Source organism: Thiomonas sp. 13-64-67, assembly GCF_002282795.1.
GTDB lineage: Bacteria > Pseudomonadota > Gammaproteobacteria > Burkholderiales > Burkholderiaceae_C > Thiomonas > Thiomonas arsenitoxydans.
Genome location: NZ_NCKP01000014.1, coordinates 50,320 through 67,679, shown reverse-complemented (window position 1 = coordinate 67,679; position 17,360 = coordinate 50,320). Strand labels below are relative to the sequence as shown.

The following is a 17,360-nucleotide window of genomic DNA, read 5'->3' as shown; positions in this document are numbered from 1 at the left end:
GACCGGCACCGCCCGCAAACCTGGAGAGAGACATGCAGATCGACACCGCTTTTTTCATCAATGCCATCGGCATTGCCATCATGATCTACGGTCTGGTGGATGTTTTGCTGCTGCGCAGCAAGATTCCCGGCGGGCAGGTGGGCAAAGCGTGGAAGGGCCTGACCCTGTTGATCGGGCTGTTTACCGCGGGCTATCTCGTCTCGCCCTTTTTCAGCACTCTGCCCGCAGATTCCATCCGCATCATCGTCTCGCTGATCTTCCTGTTTGGCGCGGTGTACGTGATCCTTACCGTGCGTCTGCTTTACCGCATCATCGCCGAGCTGGCGTCCTGACCGCATTGTGCTCAACAAAAAAGCCCGGTTAGACCGGGCTTTTTCGTAGGTGCGAATGAAGACTTCGCAAACGATCAGTGCATTTCGTCGCGGATGTAGAGATCGCCCTTCAGGCTGGCGATATAGGCCGCGATGTCCTGCAGATCCTGCGTGTTGTACTGCGCCACCATGCCGCTCATGATGGCGTTGTTGCGGCCATATAGCGGGGTCTGGTGCTTGGCCTGGTATTGCTGCAGGGCGTGGAACAGATAGCTTTGGTATTGCCCAGCCAGTTTGGGATAGTTGGGGGCGATAGGTTTGTCGAGACCGGCCCCGTGGCAGGCAATGCAGCCGCCTTTGTTCACCAGTTCTTCACCCTTTTTGATGTCGGCGGCGTTGGCCAGTTGGGACATTTGGGCCAGGGCCAAGGCAGTCGCTGCCAGCAGAACAATTTTTTTCATCAAGGATCTCCGCGCTCGTTATTTGATGGGCTGGCCTTTGGCCGTAGCGTAGTAGGCGGCAATATCGGCCATTTGCTGGTCGGTCAGCGACGCGGCGATGGCGCGCATGGTCGGGAAACGGCGGTTGCCGTTTTTGTATTCCTTCAACGCATCGACGATGTATTGCGCGTTTTGCCCGTTGATCATGGGCACGGCAAAAATTTCAGGGAAGGAGGAGCGATAGCCGCCCCCCATGTTGTGGCAGCCCTGGCAGCTGGCCACGAGCTTGGCGCCTTCTGCGGCATTGCCAACGACGTTCTGCGCGTGGGCGGACGCCGCAAGCATCAGGGAAGCGAGAAAGAGGACTTTTTTCATCATTGCAGGCGCGAGAGTCTTGAGAGCCATCAAACAAGCGCCCCATTATAGGGAGGCAGCACGCCTCATCGCGTCATTTTGTCGCAGTCAAGACTTAACGCGTTCCTGAATTGACAAAACGCAGACTCCATGCCTTTGAATCAAGATGTAACCAGCTCCTGACCGGCGAAGCCTTGCCGATAGTCTTCGGGCAGCATGTCGCACAGTTGCTGCCTGACCTTGTCCGCCTGCACTGATCCGGCGATCTCGGCGATGAGGGCGAGACATTCCTGTAGCGCGGCCAGCACGGCCTTCGGCTGGTCGGCGGCGCGCAGGTGCGCCCGTGCCGGCCCGCTCTGAGCGCCGAGCAGTCGCTCCAGCATGTCGAACATATACATGCGCGACAAGGCTATGGAGCGCCGCGGCGGCGGCGCTACGGCTTGCGCCAGTTGCGACGCCGCCACGCTGGATGGGCTCGGCTCGGATGCCGAATAAGCCTGAACGGATGCATTCGAGGTCCGCTTCAGCGGCGCCTCCACAGGCTCCGGCGCATTCGCAAACCCCACACGCTCGACATAGCCAGCGGCGAGCAGTTCCCGCGCGAGTTCCTGCACTTCTTGCCCCATCAAGGCGCACAACTCGCCGATGGCGCGCTGGCCGTCGCACAGAATCAGCACATGCCGCTGCCTTGCACTCAGTGCCTGACTGCGCTGCTGTTGCTCGCGGCGGCCGGCCGAGGTTTTTCGCAACACATCAGCCAAGGTCAAGTTGCTCATTCCACCCCCTTAAAAGAGGGGGTACTGTAAAGATTGCAAATGACCGCGGCGTGACACCGCAAGCGTAAAATCTACCTTCTGGCCATCGCCGCCCTTCAAGGCGTGACCGAGCTGTTTCCCATTTCCAGCCTGGGGCACAGCATTCTGATTCCGGCCCTCTTTCATTGGCCCATCGACCGCACGGCAGACTGGTTTCTGCCCTTCATCGTGGTGCTGCATCTGGGCACGGCCACCGCGCTGCTGATCTATTTCTGGCGCGACTGGGCGCGGCTGATCGGTGGCTGGCTGCGCGCCGGCGGCAAGGCGTCCAACCCCGACGCCCGTCTGCTCTGGCTAATCGTGGCGGGCACCATTCCGGCCGGGCTGCTCGGCCTGCTGCTGGCGCACAAGATCAAGGCGCTGTTCGGCGGCTCCACCTTCGCGGCGATCGCGCTGATGCTCAACGGCCTGCTGCTGCTGGGCGGCGATGCGCTCAAGCACCGGCGCGGGCTGATCGCCCTGCCGGAACTGGGCTGGCTGCGCGCCTTCCTCATTGGCCTGGCGCAGGCGCTGGCCCTGATTCCGGGGTTTTCGCGCTCCGGGGCCACGCTGGTCGCCGGTCTGGGCCTGGGCTTGAACTATGCCGACTCGGCGCGGTTTTCGTTTTTGCTCGCCACGCCCATCATCGCCGCGGCGGGCGTGCTGGAAGTGCCCAAGCTGATGCACGCCGGCGTGCCGCATGAACTGCTGGGCACGATTGCCGCGGCCGGGGTGCTGGCCGGGGTGTTCGCCTGGCTGTCCACCTGGTTTTTGATGCGCTGGTTCACCGACCACGAAATGAAGGCGCTGCGGCCGTTCGGCATTTACTGCCTGCTGCTGGGCGCGGTGGCGTTGCTTGTCGGCTGAGCCTACGTTTTGCCTGAAATTTCGCCTGACAAACACGCCGCCGGGCAACCCCACGCGTTTCTCGCCTACTTGGGGAGCTGACGCGTTGCGGCAGGTCTGGAGGCAGTCAACAGCGCCTGCACCGCAGCCACGCGCCGTCGGCTGACGGGCAGGGTGTCGGGCACGCCGTGCAGATGCAAAGTCCAGGTGGCGTTGTCGGTCTCTGTACTTCCGACCTCGGGTTCCGGCGCGATGCCCTCCGGCGGAGTCATCGGCCGCTCCAGGCTGCGAATCGCGGGCGCCGCGACCAGCGCGCTGCGGTGAATGCGAACGAGATGCTCGGCGTAGCGCTGCTCCAAATCGGTCAATGAAAGGTCCACCAGATACTGCTGCTCGGCGGTACGCAGGGTGGTGTATTTAGCCTCGGCGCGGCAATACAGAATGTCGGCCAGCGGCACGCGCTTGAGCGCGCCATGATGCTGCACCGTCAGGTACACGGTTTCCACCGCTGCCGGCGCCTGCTGCTCCGCCCCCTGGGCACGCAGCCACAGTACGGCCTTGCCCATCGCCTGAGCCAGGCGCTCGCGCCGCACCGGCTTGGTGAGATAGTCGACGGCTGATACGCCGAAAGCATCGAGCGCATGCTGCTCGTGGGCGGTCACGAACACGATGGCGGGATGATGCAGGCCGGGATCGCCCGTCAGCCGCCGGGCCAGTTCCATGCCCGTCTGCCCCGGCATCTGGATATCGAGCAGCAGCACGTCAAAACGCTGCGCACGAAGCAGCACCCAGGCCTCGGCCGCGTCGGCCGCTTCGTCCACTATGGCCTGCGCGGTTTCGGGCAGCTCGGCGAGCAGGCGGCGCAGGCGGCTGCGGGCCAGCGGTTCGTCGTCAACGATGAGCACGTTCATAGCGGTAAGCGTAACCGCGCCCGCCAGCGGGCCAGGCCGTCCTCGACGACTTCACCCTGATCGACCTCGGCCGCAATGTCGTACAGCAGATGCAGGCGCTGGCGAATGTTGCGCAGCGCCGTGCCGGTGCCATGACGGCGCGGTGGGGGCGTGTCGCTCAGCGCGGGCAAGTCGTTGCGCACGGTGACTTCGATCTGCCCCAGCCGCCGGGCCACATCGATGTCGATCTGCACCCTGCGGCTGCTGCGCTCGACGCCATGCCGCACCGCGTTCTCCACCAGCGGCTGCAGGGTCAGCGCTGGAATGCGGATTTGCAGCAGGGTGTCGTCGACCTGCCATTGCACCCGCATGCGCTCGCCGAAACGCACCGACTCGATGTCGAGGTAGCGCCGCGCCAGATCCATTTCCTGCTCCAGCGTGACCAGCGTGCCCGGCTTGCCCACGCTGGCGCGGAACAGTTCGGCCAGATCGTCGAGCACGGTCTCGGCGCGCTCGGGCTGCTCGCGCACCAGGGCGCTGGCGGCGTTGAGGGTGTTGAACAGAAAGTGCGGGCGGATGCGCGACTGCAGTTCGCTCAACCGCGCCTGCATGTCGATCGGCGTGAAGGCCCGTGCGCGCAGTTGCAGATAGTGCACGAAGACCAGCGCCAGCGCCGCCCCCGCCAGCGCAGCCTGCCAGGGCTGCTGCGCAGCGCGCGGCGCAAGCGCGTCGAACAAGGGCTGCACCAGCAGATTCAAACCCAGCGCCGAAAAGGCGCCCAGCGCCATGGCCACGACCAGCACCGCGGCGGCACCCCGCAGCCGCCACAGCCGCTGGGTCATGCACATCAGCGCCAGCCAGAGCAGCGCGGCGGGCTCCACCCAAGAGAGCAGCAACAAGGCGCCGATACGGCCTTCCCCTTGCGGCCACTGCAGCAACACGAGCAGCGCCAAAAGCAGATTGAGCGCCACCAGCGCGCGCACCAGACTGCCAGCGCCGCAGATGTCGAGGCGCACTGCGGTTTCGGTGGAAGGGGTCGGTTCAGCAGTCATCTGGGGCATCAAGCAGCTTGATCCTGAAGGCTTCTCTAAAATTGGTGGTTTCGACCCAGGCGCCCATGGCGTCACAACGCTCGCTTTGCGAGGCCAATCCATGCACGATCAATTCGAACACAAGCAGCAAGCCTGGTCCGCGCGTTTTTCCGAGCCGGTCAGCGCTCTGGTGCAGCGCTACACCGCCTCGGTAGATTTCGACCGGCGGCTGGCGCTGTTCGACATCGACGGATCGCTGGCGCACGCCACCATGCTGGCCGAGCAAGGCATTCTCAGCGCGGACGACCTCGCGGCCATTGAGCGCGGCATGGCGCAGATCCGTACCGAAATCGACTCCGGCGCATTCGAGTGGAAGCTCGAACTCGAAGACGTCCATCTCAACATCGAGGCCCGCCTGACCCAGCTTGCGGGCGACGCCGGCAAGCGACTGCACACCGGTCGCAGCCGCAACGATCAGGTGGCCACCGACATCCGCCTATGGCTGCGCGACAGCATCGACCAGAGCATCGCTCAACTCCGTGCGCTGCAGCGCGCGTTGGTGCAACTGGCCGCACAGCATGCCGACACCATCATGCCGGGCTTCACGCATCTGCAGGTGGCGCAGCCGGTGAGTTTCGGCCACCATCTGCTGGCTTATGTGGAAATGTTCGGTCGCGATGCTGAGCGCCTGCGCGACTGCCGTGCCCGCGTGAATCACCTACCCTTGGGCGCTGCCGCGCTGGCTGGCACCACTTTCCCGATCAACCGCCCGCGCGTGGCCGAACTGCTGGGCTTTGACGGCGTCTGCCAGAACTCGCTCGACGCCGTGAGCGACCGCGACTTCGCCATCGAGTACAACGCTGCCTGCGCGCTGATCATGGTGCATATCAGCCGTTTCAGCGAAGAGCTGGTGCTGTGGATGAGCCCGGCCTTCGGCTTCATCGACCTGGCCAAACCCGGACGTGCCCGAGCTCGCCCGCGGCAAGACCGGACGGGTCACCGGCCATTTGATGAGCCTGCTGATGCTGATGAAGGGCCAGCCCCTGGCCTATAACAAAGACAATCAGGAAGACAAGGAGCCGTTGTTCGACACCGCCGACACGGTGATCGACACCCTGCGCATTTTCACCGACATGGTCGGTGGCATCCGCGTGAAGGCCGAGGCGATGGAGCGCACCGCGCTGCAGGGTTACTCCACCGCCACTGACCTGGCCGACTATCTCGTGCAAAAGGGGCTGCCCTTCCGCGACGCGCACGAGGCGGTGGCTAAAGCCGTGCGATTTGCGGTGGAGCGCGGCATCGGCCTGGAAGACATCAGCCTGAGCGATCTGCGCAGTTTCTCGCCGCTCGTCGGCGAAGACGCGCCCGAAGCGCTCAAGCTGCAGGGCTCACTCGCCGCGCGCGACCATCTGGGCGGCACGGCGCCGAACCAGGTGCGTGCACAGGTGGCGCGCTGGCAAGCCACGCTCGGCGACGCATAAAACGAAGTGATCAGACGAAGCGCTCAGGCGCGCGGCAAGGTCACGCCGTGCTGCCCTTGGTACTTGCCGCCGCGATCCTTGTAGCTGACTTCGCAGACCTCATCGCTCTCGAAGAACAGCACCTGCGCGCAGCCCTCGCCCGCGTAAATCTTGGCGGGCAGCGGTGTGGTATTAGAGAACTCCAGCGTCACATAACCTTCCCACTCGGGCTCGAACGGTGTGACGTTGACGATGATGCCGCAGCGGGCATAGGTGCTCTTGCCCAGGCAGATGGTGAGCACATTGCGCGGAATGCGGAAGTACTCCATCGTCCGCGCCAGCGCGAAGCTGTTGGGCGGGATGATGCACACGTCGCCACGAAAATCGACAAAGGACTTTTCATCGAAGTTCTTCGGATCGACGATGGTGCTGTTGATGTTGGTGAAGATCTTGAATTCATTGGCGCAACGGATGTCGTAGCCGTAGCTCGACGTGCCATAGCTGATGATGCGGTGTCCATCGACCTCGCGCACTTGCGCGGGCTCGAACGGCTCGATCATCGCCGTGTTTTGCGCCATGCGGCGGATCCACTGATCTGATTTGATGCTCATGATGTCGGGACAGTCTGGCTCAAGACTGCGGCAATAAGGCAGATAGACGCAACCATACCGCACCCGCCAGGTCGTCGGAGTGAAGCCAGCCGGGATAGCGGTTCGAGGTAGGCATGCGGCGTGCGGAAATAAAAAACCCGGGCGATCAGCCCGGGCTCAATTGCACTGAATGCTCAGGGCTTGCTGGTCGGAAACGGCCAGGCCGCTTGCGGATTCAGCTTGGTTTGCGCGGTCGCTGCTTTTTTGGCGGGAGCAGTTGCGGCCTTCTTCGCCGGTGCCGCTTTTTTCGCAGGCGCAGCCTTCTTCGCCGGTGCTGCTTTCTTCGCAGCAGGTGCGGCTTTCTTAGCCGGTGCGGCCTTCTTTGCAGGAGCAGCCTTCTTCGCCGGAGCAGCCTTCTTCGCCGGAGCAGCCTTCTTCGCCGGTGCGGCTTTCTTCGCTGGCGCGGCCTTCTTCGCAGGAGCCGCCTTCTTAGCCGGTGCGGCCTTCTTCGCAGGAGCAGCCTTCTTCGCCGGAGCCGCCTTTTTCGCGGGTACAGCCTTCTTCGCCGGTGCTACTTTCTTCGCGGGCGTCGCTTTCTTCGCCGGTGCCGCTTTTTTTGCAGTTGCCATGGTGATTCTCCTTGATCAAGTCTTTTGAAGTTGAGCCGGTCGCCAAATCGCGTCCGAGCGCCTCACGGCCCCGCCTCCCGGCGGTTTCCAGTACGGGACATCGGCACGGCGTTCAGCCGGCACCACCTGCGATCGGCTCAGCGCTGATCCGTGCAGGGGATTCACTTCCTTCGGCATCAAAGCCGGTGCGGGAAGGAATGGGGAACGGCGCGCCATGCGCTCACCTCTGGTCATCCAGAGCATGAGGCGCAGACCGGCGCACCAGAATTGATCGAGCAGGGAGGCAGGCATCACCATGGACGCCCCCATGCGTTGCGCGACAAAAAACAGAGGAGGAGACTCCACCCGCCGACTCTGCGCGGCCGGACGTATCGGGGTGGAAGGGACTCGGTCAACAATCACTCTGTTGTGCGTGCTCGCAGGTTATTCAGGCGTCATTCCCAAGACAGCGCGCCGCCGGATTGGTACTCGATCACCCGGGTCTCGAAGAAGTTGCGTTCCTTCTTCAGGTCGATCATTTCACTCATCCAGGGGAAGGGGTTCTCTTCGTTGGGGAAGATGGCGTCGAGACCAATCTGCACCGCACGGCGGTTGGCGATAAAGCGCAGATAGCCTTTGAACATCGATGCGTTCAGACCCAGCACGCCGCGGGGCATGGTGTCTTCGGCATAGCGATACTCAAGCTCGACCGCCTGATGGAACAGGCCGGTGAGCTCGCGCTTGAATTCCGGGGTCCAGAGATGCGGATTCTCCAGCTTGATCTGGTTGACCAGATCGATGCCGAAGTTGGTGTGCATGGACTCGTCGCGCAGGATGTACTGGTATTGCTCGGCCGCCCCGGTCATCTTGTTCTGCCGCCCCATCGACAGGATCTGGGTGAAGCCGACATAGAAGAACAACCCTTCCATGAGGCACGCGAACACGATGATGGAACGCAGCAGCTCCTGATCGTTGCGCTCCGAACCCCCGAAAGCCGAAGTGCGAAACTCGGGGTTGGTCAGGGTATCGATGAAGGGAATGAGGAACTCGTCCTTGTCGCGGATGGACGCGATCTCGTGATAGGAGTTGAAGATCTCGCTTTCATCGAGGCCTATGGATTCGACGATGTACTGATAGGCGTGGGTGTGGATGGCTTCTTCGAAAGCCTGGCGCAGCAGATACTGGCGGCATTCGGGGTTGGTGATGTGGCGATAGGTGCCCAGCACGATGTTGTTGGCGGCGAGCGAATCGGCCGTGGTGAAAAAGCCGAGGTTGCGCTTGATGATGAGACGCTCGTCATCGGTCAGGCCGTTGGGGTCTTTCCACATCGCGATGTCGCGCGACATGTTCACCTCCTGCGGCATCCAGTGATTCGCGCAGGACGCCAGATACTTGTCCCAGGCCCATTTGTATTTGAACGGGACGAGTTGGTTGACATCGACACTGCAGTTGATGATGCGCTTGTCTTCGGCGCGCACCCGCGCGGTGGAGGCCGCGCGTTGGCTGTAGAGGTCTGCGGCCACCGCCAATGCTGGCGTCGATGCGGCTGCGGATTGAAGCGAAGCCGAGGCACCGCCCATGGATTGAAGTGAACGCTCCGCCAGCGCACCTTGCGCGGGGCTTGCAGAGTTCTGTTGTGGTTCGTCCCAAGTAAGCATGTTCATGACCTTCCGTGAATTATCAAGTGTTCAGCGCAAAGGCTCAACACCGATGCAGTGAGGATGCGTGGTTTGTGCGGCGCATGTTGTGCAGGCGCATCGCAAGTGGCATGCCGCTTGATCACTTGTGATGCGCCGCAACGGTTTGCAGCGCTTACTGACAGGCCTCGCATTCCGGGTTGTCGATGGCACAGTAGCGGATGTCACCCGACTGCACCACGGCCTGTGCCGAAGCCGAAGCTAAAGCCGAAACCGACTCGCTTGGCGACTGCGGCACGGCGTTGAGCTGACCCGCCTTGACCGTGGACTTCTCGGCATGCGTGGCGCCGATAGTGCGCAGGTAGTAGGTGGTCTTGAGGCCACGCAGCCAAGCCAGCTTGTAGGTATCGTCGAGCAGCTTGCCCGATGCATTGGCCATGTAGATGTTGAGCGACTGCGCCTGGTCGATCCATTTCTGGCGGCGCGCCGCAGCCTCGATGATCCACTGGGTATCGGTCTCGAAGGCGGTGGCATACAGGGCTTTGAGATCGGCGGGAATGCGGTCGATGCGCTGGGTGCTGCCATCGAAGTACTTGAGGTCGGCCACCATCACTGCGTCCCACAGGCCACGCGCCTTGAGGTCGCGCACCAGATATTGATTGATGACGGTGAACTCGCCCGACAGATTCGATTTGACGTACAGGTTCTGGAAGGTCGGCTCGATGCAGGCGTCGACGCCGACGATGTTGGAGATGGTGGCCGTGGGCGCGATGGCCACGCAGTTGGAGTTGCGCATGCCGTGCTGCGCAATCTGCGCGCGCAGGGCGTTCCAGTCGAGGGTGCTGGAGGTGTCGGCCTCGACATAGCCGCCGCGCTGCTCGGCCAGCAGCTTCAGACTGTCCATGGGCAGAATGCCTTGATCCCAAAGCGAGCCGCCGTAACTGCTGTAGCGGCCGCGCTCGCGTGCCAGTTCGCTCGACGCCCAGTAAGCCTCGTAGCAAACCGCCTCCATCGACCGATCGGCAAATTCCACGGCTTGTTGCGAACCATAGGGAATGCGCAGCTGATACAGACAGTCCTGAAAGCCCATGATGCCCAGACCCACTGGCCGGTGCTTCATATTGGCGTTGCGCGCCTTGGCCACGGCGTAGTAGTTGATGTCGATCACGTTGTCGAGCATGCGCATCGCGGTCTGGATGGTGCGCTTGAGCTTGGCCTGGTCGATGACCTTGGTGCCGTCTGGCGCGTCTTTCAGATGGGCAACCAGGTTGACCGAGCCGAGGTTGCACACCGCGATCTCGCTCTCGTTGGTGTTGAGCGTGATCTCGGTGCAGAGGTTGCTCGAGTGCACCACGCCTACATGCTGCTGCGGGCTGCGCACATTGCACGCATCCTTGAAGGTGATCCAGGGATGGCCGGTTTCGAACAGCATCGACAGCATCTTGCGCCACAGTTGCACCGCGGGCAGGGTCTTGAACAGCTTGATTTCGCCCAGCGCGGCCTTCTGTTCGTAGCGGGTATAGGCCTGCTCGAAGTCCTTGCCGAACTTGTCGTGCAGGTCGGGCACGTCGGCCGGGCTGAACAGCGTCCAGTCGCCCCCTTCCATCACCCGCTTCATGAATAGATCGGGTACCCAGTTGGCGGTGTTCATGTCGTGCGTACGGCGGCGATCGTCGCCGGTGTTCTTGCGCAGTTCCAGGAACTCTTCGATGTCGAGGTGCCAGGTTTCCAGATAGGCACAGACCGCGCCCTTGCGCTTGCCGCCCTGGTTCACTGCCACCGCGGTGTCGTTGACCACTTTGAGGAAGGGCACGACACCCTGGCTCTTGCCGTTGGTGCCCTTGATATGACTGCCCAGGGCACGCACGCGCGTCCAGTCGTTACCCAGACCGCCGGCGAACTTGGACAACAGCGCGTTCTCCTTGATGGCCTCGTAGATGCCGTCCAGATCGTCCGCCACGGTGGTGAGGTAGCAGCTCGACAGTTGCGAACGGCGGGTGCCCGCATTGAACAGGGTGGGCGTGCTCGACATGAAATCAAAGCTGGAGAGCAGCTCGTAGAACTCGATGGCGCGCGCCTCGCGGTCGATTTCGTTGAGCGACAAGCCCATGGCCACGCGCATGAAAAAGGCCTGCGGCAGCTCGATGCGACGGCCATCTTTGTTCACCCGCGTATCGGCACGATTGGCGAGGAAATAACGGTCGTACAGCGTTTGCAGACCCAGGTAATCGAACTGCAGGTCGCGCTCGGCCTTGAGCGCGGCACCCAGACGGGCCAGGTCGAACTGCCCGAGCCGCTCGTCGAGCAGTTCGAGCTCGACACCCTCCTTGATGCAGCGCGGAAAATACTCGGCGTAGCGGTGGGTCATCTGCTCCTGCGGAATGTCCTCGTTCAGCGTCTCGCGGCGCATGGTGTGCAACAGCAGGCGCGCGGTGACCTTGGAGTAGTCGGGGTCGCGCTCGATCAGGGTGCGCGAGGCGAGGATGGAGGCCTTGTAAACCTCGAGCATCGGCACGCCGTCGTACAGATTGCGCAGAGTTTCCGCCACGATGGGGGCCGCCTTCACATCCGCACTCAGATTGACGCAGGCGGATTCGATCAGGCTCACCAGAGCGGCCTGATCGAGCGGTCTGCGCAGACCGCCGTCGAGCACATGCAGCACCGGGGCGCTCTCTTGTTGCTCTGCAGCCGCTTTTTGCTTGGCCCGCTCTTGTGTGCGGCGTTCGCGGTACAGCACATAGGCGCGCGCCACCTCGTGCTGGCCAGTGCGCATCAGCGAGAGTTCGACCTGGTCCTGAATGTCTTCAATATGAAAGGTGCCGCCGCTGGGACGGCTACGGAGCAGGGCGCGCACGACGTTTTCGGTCAGCGCATTCACTGTTTCGCGCATGCTGGCCGAGGCCGCACCCTGCCCGCCTTGCACGGCCAGAAAGGCCTTGGTCATCGCCACGGCGATTTTGCTCGGCTCAAACCCGACCACGGCCCCGTTGCGTCGGATGATCTTGTAGTCTGAAAAATCACCCAGTGCGACCTGCTGTTGCGTATCCACCTCGGGGTGTGCGAGGTGTTGCGGGACAGCAGTGGATTCGGTGGCGGCGGTGGTCTGGGACATCGGGACTCCTTGAGGGCAGATGGGCCGCGCAGCAAATCTGACTGGCTCACGGCGCTGCGAGCGAACATGAACGCCGCAAGAAAGCAGCACGGACAAAGCAATAAAGACGAATGAGGGCAAATCGGGGACGAACCGAGAGAGCGCGCAAGCATTTCCAGCCTTGCGAAGCCGCAGTCTCAGACCGCGATCCGGCATCCCTCTCAAACCGGCAAGACACTATATCTAGCGTCTGGCGGAATTTCAACCACTATTCGTAGTGTGGGACAAATTGACAGCCAGCCCACAGCTTATGCACAGGTTCATGCACAAAGTCTGCCCCTGGAGCGGCCTCGGACAAACCCGCAGGGGTGCTCAGAACGGCTGAAATGGAAAGGCCGATGTCGGCAGGGCCAGGCCGTTTTTGAGCTGGCGCCAGTCGAAGCCGACGCCTGGATCGGTCTTGCGCCCTGGCGCAATGTCGCTATGCCCGACCCATGCGCGCAAGGGATAGCGCGCGAGCAGTTCAGATCCCAGTGCGATCAGGGTGTCGTACTGCTCGGGCTCGAACGGCTCATCGTCGCTCCCTTCGAGTTCGATGCCGATGCTGAAATCGTTGCATCGCACGCGCCCGGCATAACGCGATGCGCCGGCATGCCAAGCGCGCCGGTCACAGGACACATATTGCGTGAGCACACCATCGCGCTGCACCACAAAATGCGCCGAGACCCTGAGACCTTCGAGCGCGGCAAAAGCCGGGTGCGCCCGCGGATCGAGCCGATTGCAAAACAACTGCTCGATCGCCTCGCCGCCATATTGACGCGGCGGCAGAGCGATGCAGTGGATCACCAGCAAATCGATCGGCATGCCCGCGGGCCGCTCATCCTGATTGGGAGACGGCATATGTCGGGCGTGGGGCATCCAGCCTGCGTCCCGACTAGCCGTACTGAAGGGGGGCGACATGATCAGAGAGGATCGTCCGGCGGCGCTTCAGCCGGGTCGCGCACGTCGAGGCGCTCCATGCGGTAGCGGATCTGACGCAGATTCAGCCCCAGCAACTGCGCGGCCGCGGTGCGATTGAAGCGGGTGCGCCGCAGCGCCTCGCAGAGGATGCTGCGTTCAACCTGATCGAGGTAGGCCCCTAAGTCGGGAGGCAGGGGCGATTGCGCTTCGAACCGGGCCATGGGGGGCTGGGGCGACTGAGGCGGCTGAGGCTCCGGGGCATGCTGCGCAACGATTGGGGTGATCGGCGGGTCCGCCGGTCGCGGCATGGATGGCGCCGTCGTGTCGGGCAGGATGGTGGTGATCGGCAAAGCCGTCGCAGAGGTCAGCACTTCGGCGACGCGGGCGCCACTGCCCTGCAGCTCGATGTCTTCAGGGCCGATCAGATCTTGTGCAGCCAGGGCCGCAGCCCGGTGCAGCAGATTTTCCAGCTCGCGCACATTGCCTGAGAAACGATGCTGGCGCAGGTGCTCAAGCGCAGCCGGGCTCAGCCGCAGACCGGGCCGCGCATTGTCGCGGCGGATGTCGCCCAGCAACGCCTCGACCAGTACCGGCAGATCATCCAGCCGGTCGCGCAGCGGCGGCAGAGTGACCGCGATGACGTTGAGGCGGTAGAACAAATCCTGCCGAAACTGGCCCTGCTCCACCATGCGTTCCAGATGTCGGTGGGTGGCGCTGACCAGGCGCACATCCACCGCGATTTCGGCCGTCTCGCCCACCGGGCGCACGCGCCGCTCCTGCACGGCGCGCAGCAGCTTGGCCTGCATCGCCAGAGGCAGTTCGCCGATCTCGTCGAGAAACAGCGTGCCGCCCTGCGCCGCGGCAAAGAAGCCGGCATGATCGGACATCGCCCCGGTGAACGCGCCCTTGCGGTAGCCGAAAAACTCGGCCTCCAGCAATTGCTCGGGAATGGCGCTGCAGTTCACCGGAACGAACGGCCCGCTGGCGCGGGCGCTGCACTCATGCACGGCCTTTGCGGCCAGCTCCTTGCCGGTGCCCGACTCGCCCTGGATGAGCACGGGCGCCATGCTGCGGGCCACGCGCTGCAAGGTCTGTTTAAGGGCGCGCATCACCCCAGACTCACCCACCATGCGTTGCAATGCGCTGCTGGTCGGCGCCTGCACTTCCACATCGACCGCTGCGAGGGCCGCATGCACGGTGCGACGCAGCGCCGCCAGATCGACCGGCTTGCTCAAATAGTCGAACGCTCCGGCCTTGAGCGCCGCCACCGCGTTGCCCGCACTGCCGTAGGCGGTAATGACGATGGACTTCTCAAAGCGGTCGGGCTGGGCTTCCAGCCAGCGCAGCAACTCCAGCCCCTCGCCGTCAGGAAGACGCATATCGGTGAGCATGAGGGAGTAGCGCCTGCGCGCCAACTGCTCGCGCGCCTGCGCCACAGTTTCAGCCACGTCGATCTGCCAGCCTTCATGCACCAGGCTCAGGGTGTAGAGCTCGCGCAGATCGGGTTCGTCGTCGACGATGAGAATACGCACATCCGCTGGATTCATGCCTTAAGAGCCCGGTGCGATTTGAATGACAAAAGAACCGCGCTCCTGCGGCGTGCCCTCGCGCTCGAGGCGGTAGAGCAGGCGCGCGCCGTTGCGCAAGCACAGTTCGTGAGAAATATACAAGCCCAACCCGACGCCCCGGCTGCTCGTGGTGCGAAACGGCTCGAACAGCTGCGCGCGCAGTTCGGCGTCGATCAGCGGCCCATCGTTGGAGACCTGGATTTCCCGCACCTGCCCGGCGCCGAGTTGCCGCATCTCGATCGCCCGCAGCTGGTTGCTCGCATAGCGCCGCGCGTTACTCAGCAGATTGACCAACACCCGTCGCAGATGCAAGGCATCGAAGCGGATCTGCGCTGCGTCGTCCTGAATGAACAGACCGATGCGTCCCTGATCCGGTTGGTCGAATTCGGCATGCAGCTCGCGCATCAACGGCGCGCAAAGCATCAGCCCAATTTCACGCGGTGCGGTGCGGCCCAGCTCCAGCACATCCTCGACGGTGCGGTTGATGCGCTCGACGTTCTGGCCGATGAGATGATGCAGGCGTTCGAGCTGCACCGCATCGCCCGCGAATTCGCGAGCGAGCTGGTTGGCCTGCCCGATCGCCCCCAGCGGATTACGGATCTCATGCGCCACGCTGGCCACCAGACGCCCCATCGCCGCCAGCTTTTCCTGCTGAATGCGGGCATCGATCTCCCGCAGATCCTGCAGCACGATGAGATAGCCCACGCCGCCCGGCAGGTTGTCCAGCGTGGACAGACGCAGCAGCAGCTTGCGACCCGCGGGCGTGCGCACCTTGACCTCCAGCGCCTCCTCGCCGTCAATGGCCATGCGCTCCACCTCTTTGCGCACCACCTCGGCCACCGGCAGATCCCGCAAAGCCTTGCGCCCCCCGAGCCAGCGCGCCGTGACCGCATCGCTCCAGGGCAAATCCAGCAACTGTTGCGCGGCCGGATTGAGCGCTTCGAGCACCATGTGTCGATCGACCACCATGACGCCATCGCGCTGCGCCTCGATCACCCGCTGGTTCAAGGCCATCTGCCGCCGGGCGACGGACTCGCTGGCCGCCGCACGCGCTTCTTGCCGCGCCAGTCGTTGCGACAACTGCCAAGTCAGCACCGCCACGGCAAAATAGGCGATGCCGACAAAGGCCGCATTGAGCAGGCGCTGCTCGGCCTCCGCCGCCCCGCCCAGCATCGCGAACCCGGCGCTGCCCAGCAGAATCATCGTCACCAAGGCAGCCACGAACAAGGTGAGCGACAGCGTGCCGTAAATGCCCGCTGCCAACACGGGCAAGGCGTAGATCAGGGCGAATTCGCGCGCGGGATATCCCGCAGTGAACTGCAAGGTGGTGAAGGCCAGCAGATCGACGGCAATCGCGATCAGCACCTGCCAGGCCAGGCCCTGCGTGCGAACGAAACTCCACCAAAGGCTCACGACCGTCAGCGCCACATACAGCAGCGCCACCCCGTAACCCAGTGTGGCGATGGCGGGTTTTTCGGCATGGGGGGCCGCCTGCATCATGGGCAGCAGCACCAGCCAGCCCAGCAACATCAGCGACATGAGCACGCGCGCCGCAGCCAGCACCCGGTAGGTTCGCAGGCGCTCTCGGCCCAGACGCGAAGAAGGCACGAAGGCCGAACCTGAAGAGGCCGCCGCCGGGGCGAACATGGATCGCGCGAACGCGCTTTCAGCGGCGACCGCAGCGCCCGGCTTACGACCCCAGACGGGCATGCTCGTCGCTGCAGTACGGCTTGCCATCGCGCCAGACGCAGCGGCTGGCGGGCGAGTGCACGCCGCAATGCGCGCACGGCAACATCGCCTCGGGAACCTGCGGCGGTTTATTGGGCGAATGCGGCTGTCGCACGCTGCGGGGTTGCTGCGATTTTTTGATGAGCATCAGCCCGACGATCACCACCACAAACAGAACGAGGTACTTCATCGGTGCAAAATCACCTGCAGCACAAAACGCGAACCGACATAGGTGAGCATCAGCAGCACCGTGCCGCCGAACAGCCAGGCCAGCGCCCGCGTGCCCCGCCAGCCCAGAAACACCCGGCCCACCATCAGCACGGCAAAAATTAGCCAGGCCGCGATACCGAAAACCGCTTGATGATTGAACTCGAACGGCTTGCCAAACAATTCCTCGCTGAACGTCGCCGCAAAAATAAGCGAGGCCGTCAGCAGCACAAAACCCACCGCCGCCAAACGATAGGTCAGCTTTTCCAGGGTGAGCAAAGGCAGGCTGCGCGACACGCCCGACACCGCGCCCTTGCGCCGATGCAGCGAACGCTCGGCCGTCCACAGCAAAATGCCGTGAAGCACGGCCGCGCCGAACAGACCATAGGCGGCGATCCCCATCGCCCAGTGCAGCGCGAAAGTGGGCCCGGCGCCGTAAGGCGGCGTAAAGCCTCCGGGGAAAACCCAGCTCAGCAAAATGGAAATGGCCGCCAGCAGACAGATCCAGCTTCTCAACATCTGCAGGGGGTAATACAGGCTCTCCACCCAATACACTGCCGCCACCAGCCAGAACGTGACCGAAAGCGCCTGGGCAAAGCCGAAATGCGGCTGCAACTCGCCGTGCAGCACCATGGCGAAGGTGATGGTCTGCGCGATCCAGGCCAGCGCCATTACCCAGGTCGACCAGCGCTCGGAACGTTGCGTCGCCCCGCTGGTCTCCCCTTCCGCATGGCCCAGCACCAACGCAGGTTTCGGGCGCGACAACACCGCGGCCAACATATAGAAGGCGAAGGCGAGGCTATTCACTAAAATCGACATAGACCAAGTTTAACCGACCCCCCTGC

15 protein-coding genes and 2 pseudogenes are annotated in these 17,360 nt (G+C 63.2%); 3 read left to right on the top strand and 14 right to left on the bottom strand.

Going from position 1 to position 17,360, the window contains the following annotated elements:
- Positions 1–32: 32 nt before the first annotated feature.
- Positions 33–332 (top strand): hypothetical protein, encoded by a 300-nt coding sequence (locus B7X30_RS05700; RefSeq protein WP_013122289.1) that lies wholly within the window; start codon positions 33–35, stop codon positions 330–332.
- Between the two features lie 74 nt (positions 333–406).
- On the opposite strand, the gene B7X30_RS05695 is transcribed toward B7X30_RS05700, so the two are convergent.
- From B7X30_RS05695 to B7X30_RS05685, 3 genes are all read right to left on the bottom strand, one after another.
- Positions 407–772: a c-type cytochrome gene (locus tag B7X30_RS05695; RefSeq protein WP_013122288.1), complete on the bottom strand. Its 366-nt coding sequence runs from the start codon at positions 770–772 to the stop codon at positions 407–409.
- Between the two features lie 18 nt (positions 773–790).
- The gene (locus B7X30_RS05690) at positions 791–1,156 is read right to left on the bottom strand and encodes a c-type cytochrome (RefSeq protein WP_013122287.1); all 366 of its coding nucleotides are present in this window, start codon (positions 1,154–1,156) and stop codon (positions 791–793) included.
- Between the two features lie 110 nt (positions 1,157–1,266).
- Positions 1,267–1,881: a hypothetical protein gene (locus B7X30_RS05685; protein ID WP_286729721.1), complete on the bottom strand. Its 615-nt coding sequence runs from the start codon at positions 1,879–1,881 to the stop codon at positions 1,267–1,269.
- A 69-nt stretch (positions 1,882–1,950) separates the two neighbouring features.
- Between B7X30_RS05685 and B7X30_RS05680 the strand changes: the two genes are divergently transcribed.
- Complete coding sequence (locus tag B7X30_RS05680) at positions 1,951–2,766, top strand: undecaprenyl-diphosphate phosphatase (RefSeq protein WP_286729772.1); 816 nt, start codon at positions 1,951–1,953, stop codon at positions 2,764–2,766.
- A gap of 65 nt (positions 2,767–2,831) precedes the next feature.
- Here B7X30_RS05680 and B7X30_RS05675 read toward each other — a convergent pair whose 3' ends face one another.
- Both B7X30_RS05675 and B7X30_RS05670 read right to left on the bottom strand, forming a co-directional pair.
- Entirely contained in the window at positions 2,832–3,656 is an 825-nt protein-coding gene (locus B7X30_RS05675; protein WP_286729719.1) for a LytR/AlgR family response regulator transcription factor, read from the bottom strand.
- Positions 3,653–4,687: a sensor histidine kinase gene (locus tag B7X30_RS05670; RefSeq protein WP_232054287.1), complete on the bottom strand. Its 1,035-nt coding sequence runs from the start codon at positions 4,685–4,687 to the stop codon at positions 3,653–3,655. Before B7X30_RS05670 ends, B7X30_RS05675 begins: the two co-directional genes overlap by 4 nt.
- A 100-nt stretch (positions 4,688–4,787) precedes the next feature.
- Between B7X30_RS05670 and argH the strand changes: the two are divergent.
- Positions 4,788–6,147, top strand: a pseudogene (argH, locus tag B7X30_RS05665) (argininosuccinate lyase).
- 23 nt (positions 6,148–6,170) lie between these two features.
- On the opposite strand, the gene dcd reads toward argH, so the two are convergent.
- The 9 genes and pseudogenes from dcd to B7X30_RS05620 all read right to left on the bottom strand — a co-directional run bounded on the left by dcd (position 6,171) and on the right by B7X30_RS05620 (position 17,334).
- Positions 6,171–6,737 (bottom strand): dCTP deaminase, encoded by a 567-nt coding sequence (gene dcd / locus B7X30_RS05660; protein WP_013122281.1) that lies wholly within the window; start codon positions 6,735–6,737, stop codon positions 6,171–6,173.
- Between the two features lie 173 nt (positions 6,738–6,910).
- Positions 6,911–7,339 (bottom strand): annotated as a pseudogene (locus tag B7X30_RS05655) (histone); the annotation flags it as partial.
- A gap of 440 nt (positions 7,340–7,779) precedes the next feature.
- Positions 7,780–8,982 (bottom strand): ribonucleotide-diphosphate reductase subunit beta, encoded by a 1,203-nt coding sequence (locus B7X30_RS05650; protein WP_286729771.1) that lies wholly within the window; start codon positions 8,980–8,982, stop codon positions 7,780–7,782.
- Positions 8,983–9,136: 154 nt separating this feature from the next.
- Positions 9,137–12,073: a ribonucleoside-diphosphate reductase subunit alpha gene (locus B7X30_RS05645; protein WP_286729713.1), complete on the bottom strand. Its 2,937-nt coding sequence runs from the start codon at positions 12,071–12,073 to the stop codon at positions 9,137–9,139.
- Between the two features lie 351 nt (positions 12,074–12,424).
- Complete coding sequence (gene ampD, locus B7X30_RS05640) at positions 12,425–12,970, bottom strand: 1,6-anhydro-N-acetylmuramyl-L-alanine amidase AmpD (RefSeq protein WP_502694408.1); 546 nt, start codon at positions 12,968–12,970, stop codon at positions 12,425–12,427.
- Between the two features lie 44 nt (positions 12,971–13,014).
- Positions 13,015–14,559 (bottom strand): sigma-54-dependent transcriptional regulator, encoded by a 1,545-nt coding sequence (locus B7X30_RS05635; RefSeq protein ID WP_286729709.1) that lies wholly within the window; start codon positions 14,557–14,559, stop codon positions 13,015–13,017.
- A gap of 3 nt (positions 14,560–14,562) precedes the next feature.
- Positions 14,563–16,290, bottom strand: a complete 1,728-nt coding sequence (locus B7X30_RS05630; RefSeq protein WP_286729708.1) for a sensor histidine kinase — start codon at positions 16,288–16,290, stop codon at positions 14,563–14,565.
- Positions 16,271–16,498 (bottom strand): PP0621 family protein, encoded by a 228-nt coding sequence (locus tag B7X30_RS05625; protein ID WP_286729705.1) that lies wholly within the window; start codon positions 16,496–16,498, stop codon positions 16,271–16,273. The genes B7X30_RS05630 and B7X30_RS05625 overlap by 20 nt, the downstream gene beginning before the upstream one ends.
- Positions 16,495–17,334 (bottom strand): cytochrome C assembly family protein, encoded by an 840-nt coding sequence (locus B7X30_RS05620; protein ID WP_013104739.1) that lies wholly within the window; start codon positions 17,332–17,334, stop codon positions 16,495–16,497. Before B7X30_RS05620 ends, B7X30_RS05625 begins: the two co-directional genes overlap by 4 nt.
- Between the last annotated feature and the right edge of the window lie 26 nt (positions 17,335–17,360).

Excerpts from the sequence above, each read along its gene's own strand:
- B7X30_RS05700 (WP_013122289.1), top strand. The coding sequence starts at position 33 with ATGCAGATCGACACCGCTTTTTTCATCAATGCCATCGGCATTGCCATC.
- B7X30_RS05695 (WP_013122288.1), bottom strand. The coding sequence starts at position 772 with ATGAAAAAAATTGTTCTGCTGGCAGCGACTGCCTTGGCCCTGGCCCAA.
- B7X30_RS05690 (WP_013122287.1), bottom strand. The coding sequence starts at position 1,156 with ATGGCTCTCAAGACTCTCGCGCCTGCAATGATGAAAAAAGTCCTCTTT.
- B7X30_RS05685 (WP_286729721.1), bottom strand. The coding sequence starts at position 1,881 with ATGAGCAACTTGACCTTGGCTGATGTGTTGCGAAAAACCTCGGCCGGC.
- B7X30_RS05675 (WP_286729719.1), bottom strand. The coding sequence starts at position 3,656 with ATGAACGTGCTCATCGTTGACGACGAACCGCTGGCCCGCAGCCGCCTG.
- B7X30_RS05670 (WP_232054287.1), bottom strand. The coding sequence starts at position 4,687 with ATGACTGCTGAACCGACCCCTTCCACCGAAACCGCAGTGCGCCTCGAC.
- dcd (WP_013122281.1), bottom strand. The coding sequence starts at position 6,737 with ATGAGCATCAAATCAGATCAGTGGATCCGCCGCATGGCGCAAAACACG.
- B7X30_RS05650 (WP_286729771.1), bottom strand. The coding sequence starts at position 8,982 with ATGCTTACTTGGGACGAACCACAACAGAACTCTGCAAGCCCCGCGCAA.
- B7X30_RS05645 (WP_286729713.1), bottom strand. The coding sequence starts at position 12,073 with ATGTCCCAGACCACCGCCGCCACCGAATCCACTGCTGTCCCGCAACAC.
- ampD (WP_502694408.1), bottom strand. The coding sequence starts at position 12,970 with ATGCCCCACGCCCGACATATGCCGTCTCCCAATCAGGATGAGCGGCCC.
- B7X30_RS05635 (WP_286729709.1), bottom strand. The coding sequence starts at position 14,559 with ATGAATCCAGCGGATGTGCGTATTCTCATCGTCGACGACGAACCCGAT.
- B7X30_RS05630 (WP_286729708.1), bottom strand. The coding sequence starts at position 16,290 with ATGCCCGTCTGGGGTCGTAAGCCGGGCGCTGCGGTCGCCGCTGAAAGC.
- B7X30_RS05625 (WP_286729705.1), bottom strand. The coding sequence starts at position 16,498 with ATGAAGTACCTCGTTCTGTTTGTGGTGGTGATCGTCGGGCTGATGCTC.
- B7X30_RS05620 (WP_013104739.1), bottom strand. The coding sequence starts at position 17,334 with ATGTCGATTTTAGTGAATAGCCTCGCCTTCGCCTTCTATATGTTGGCC.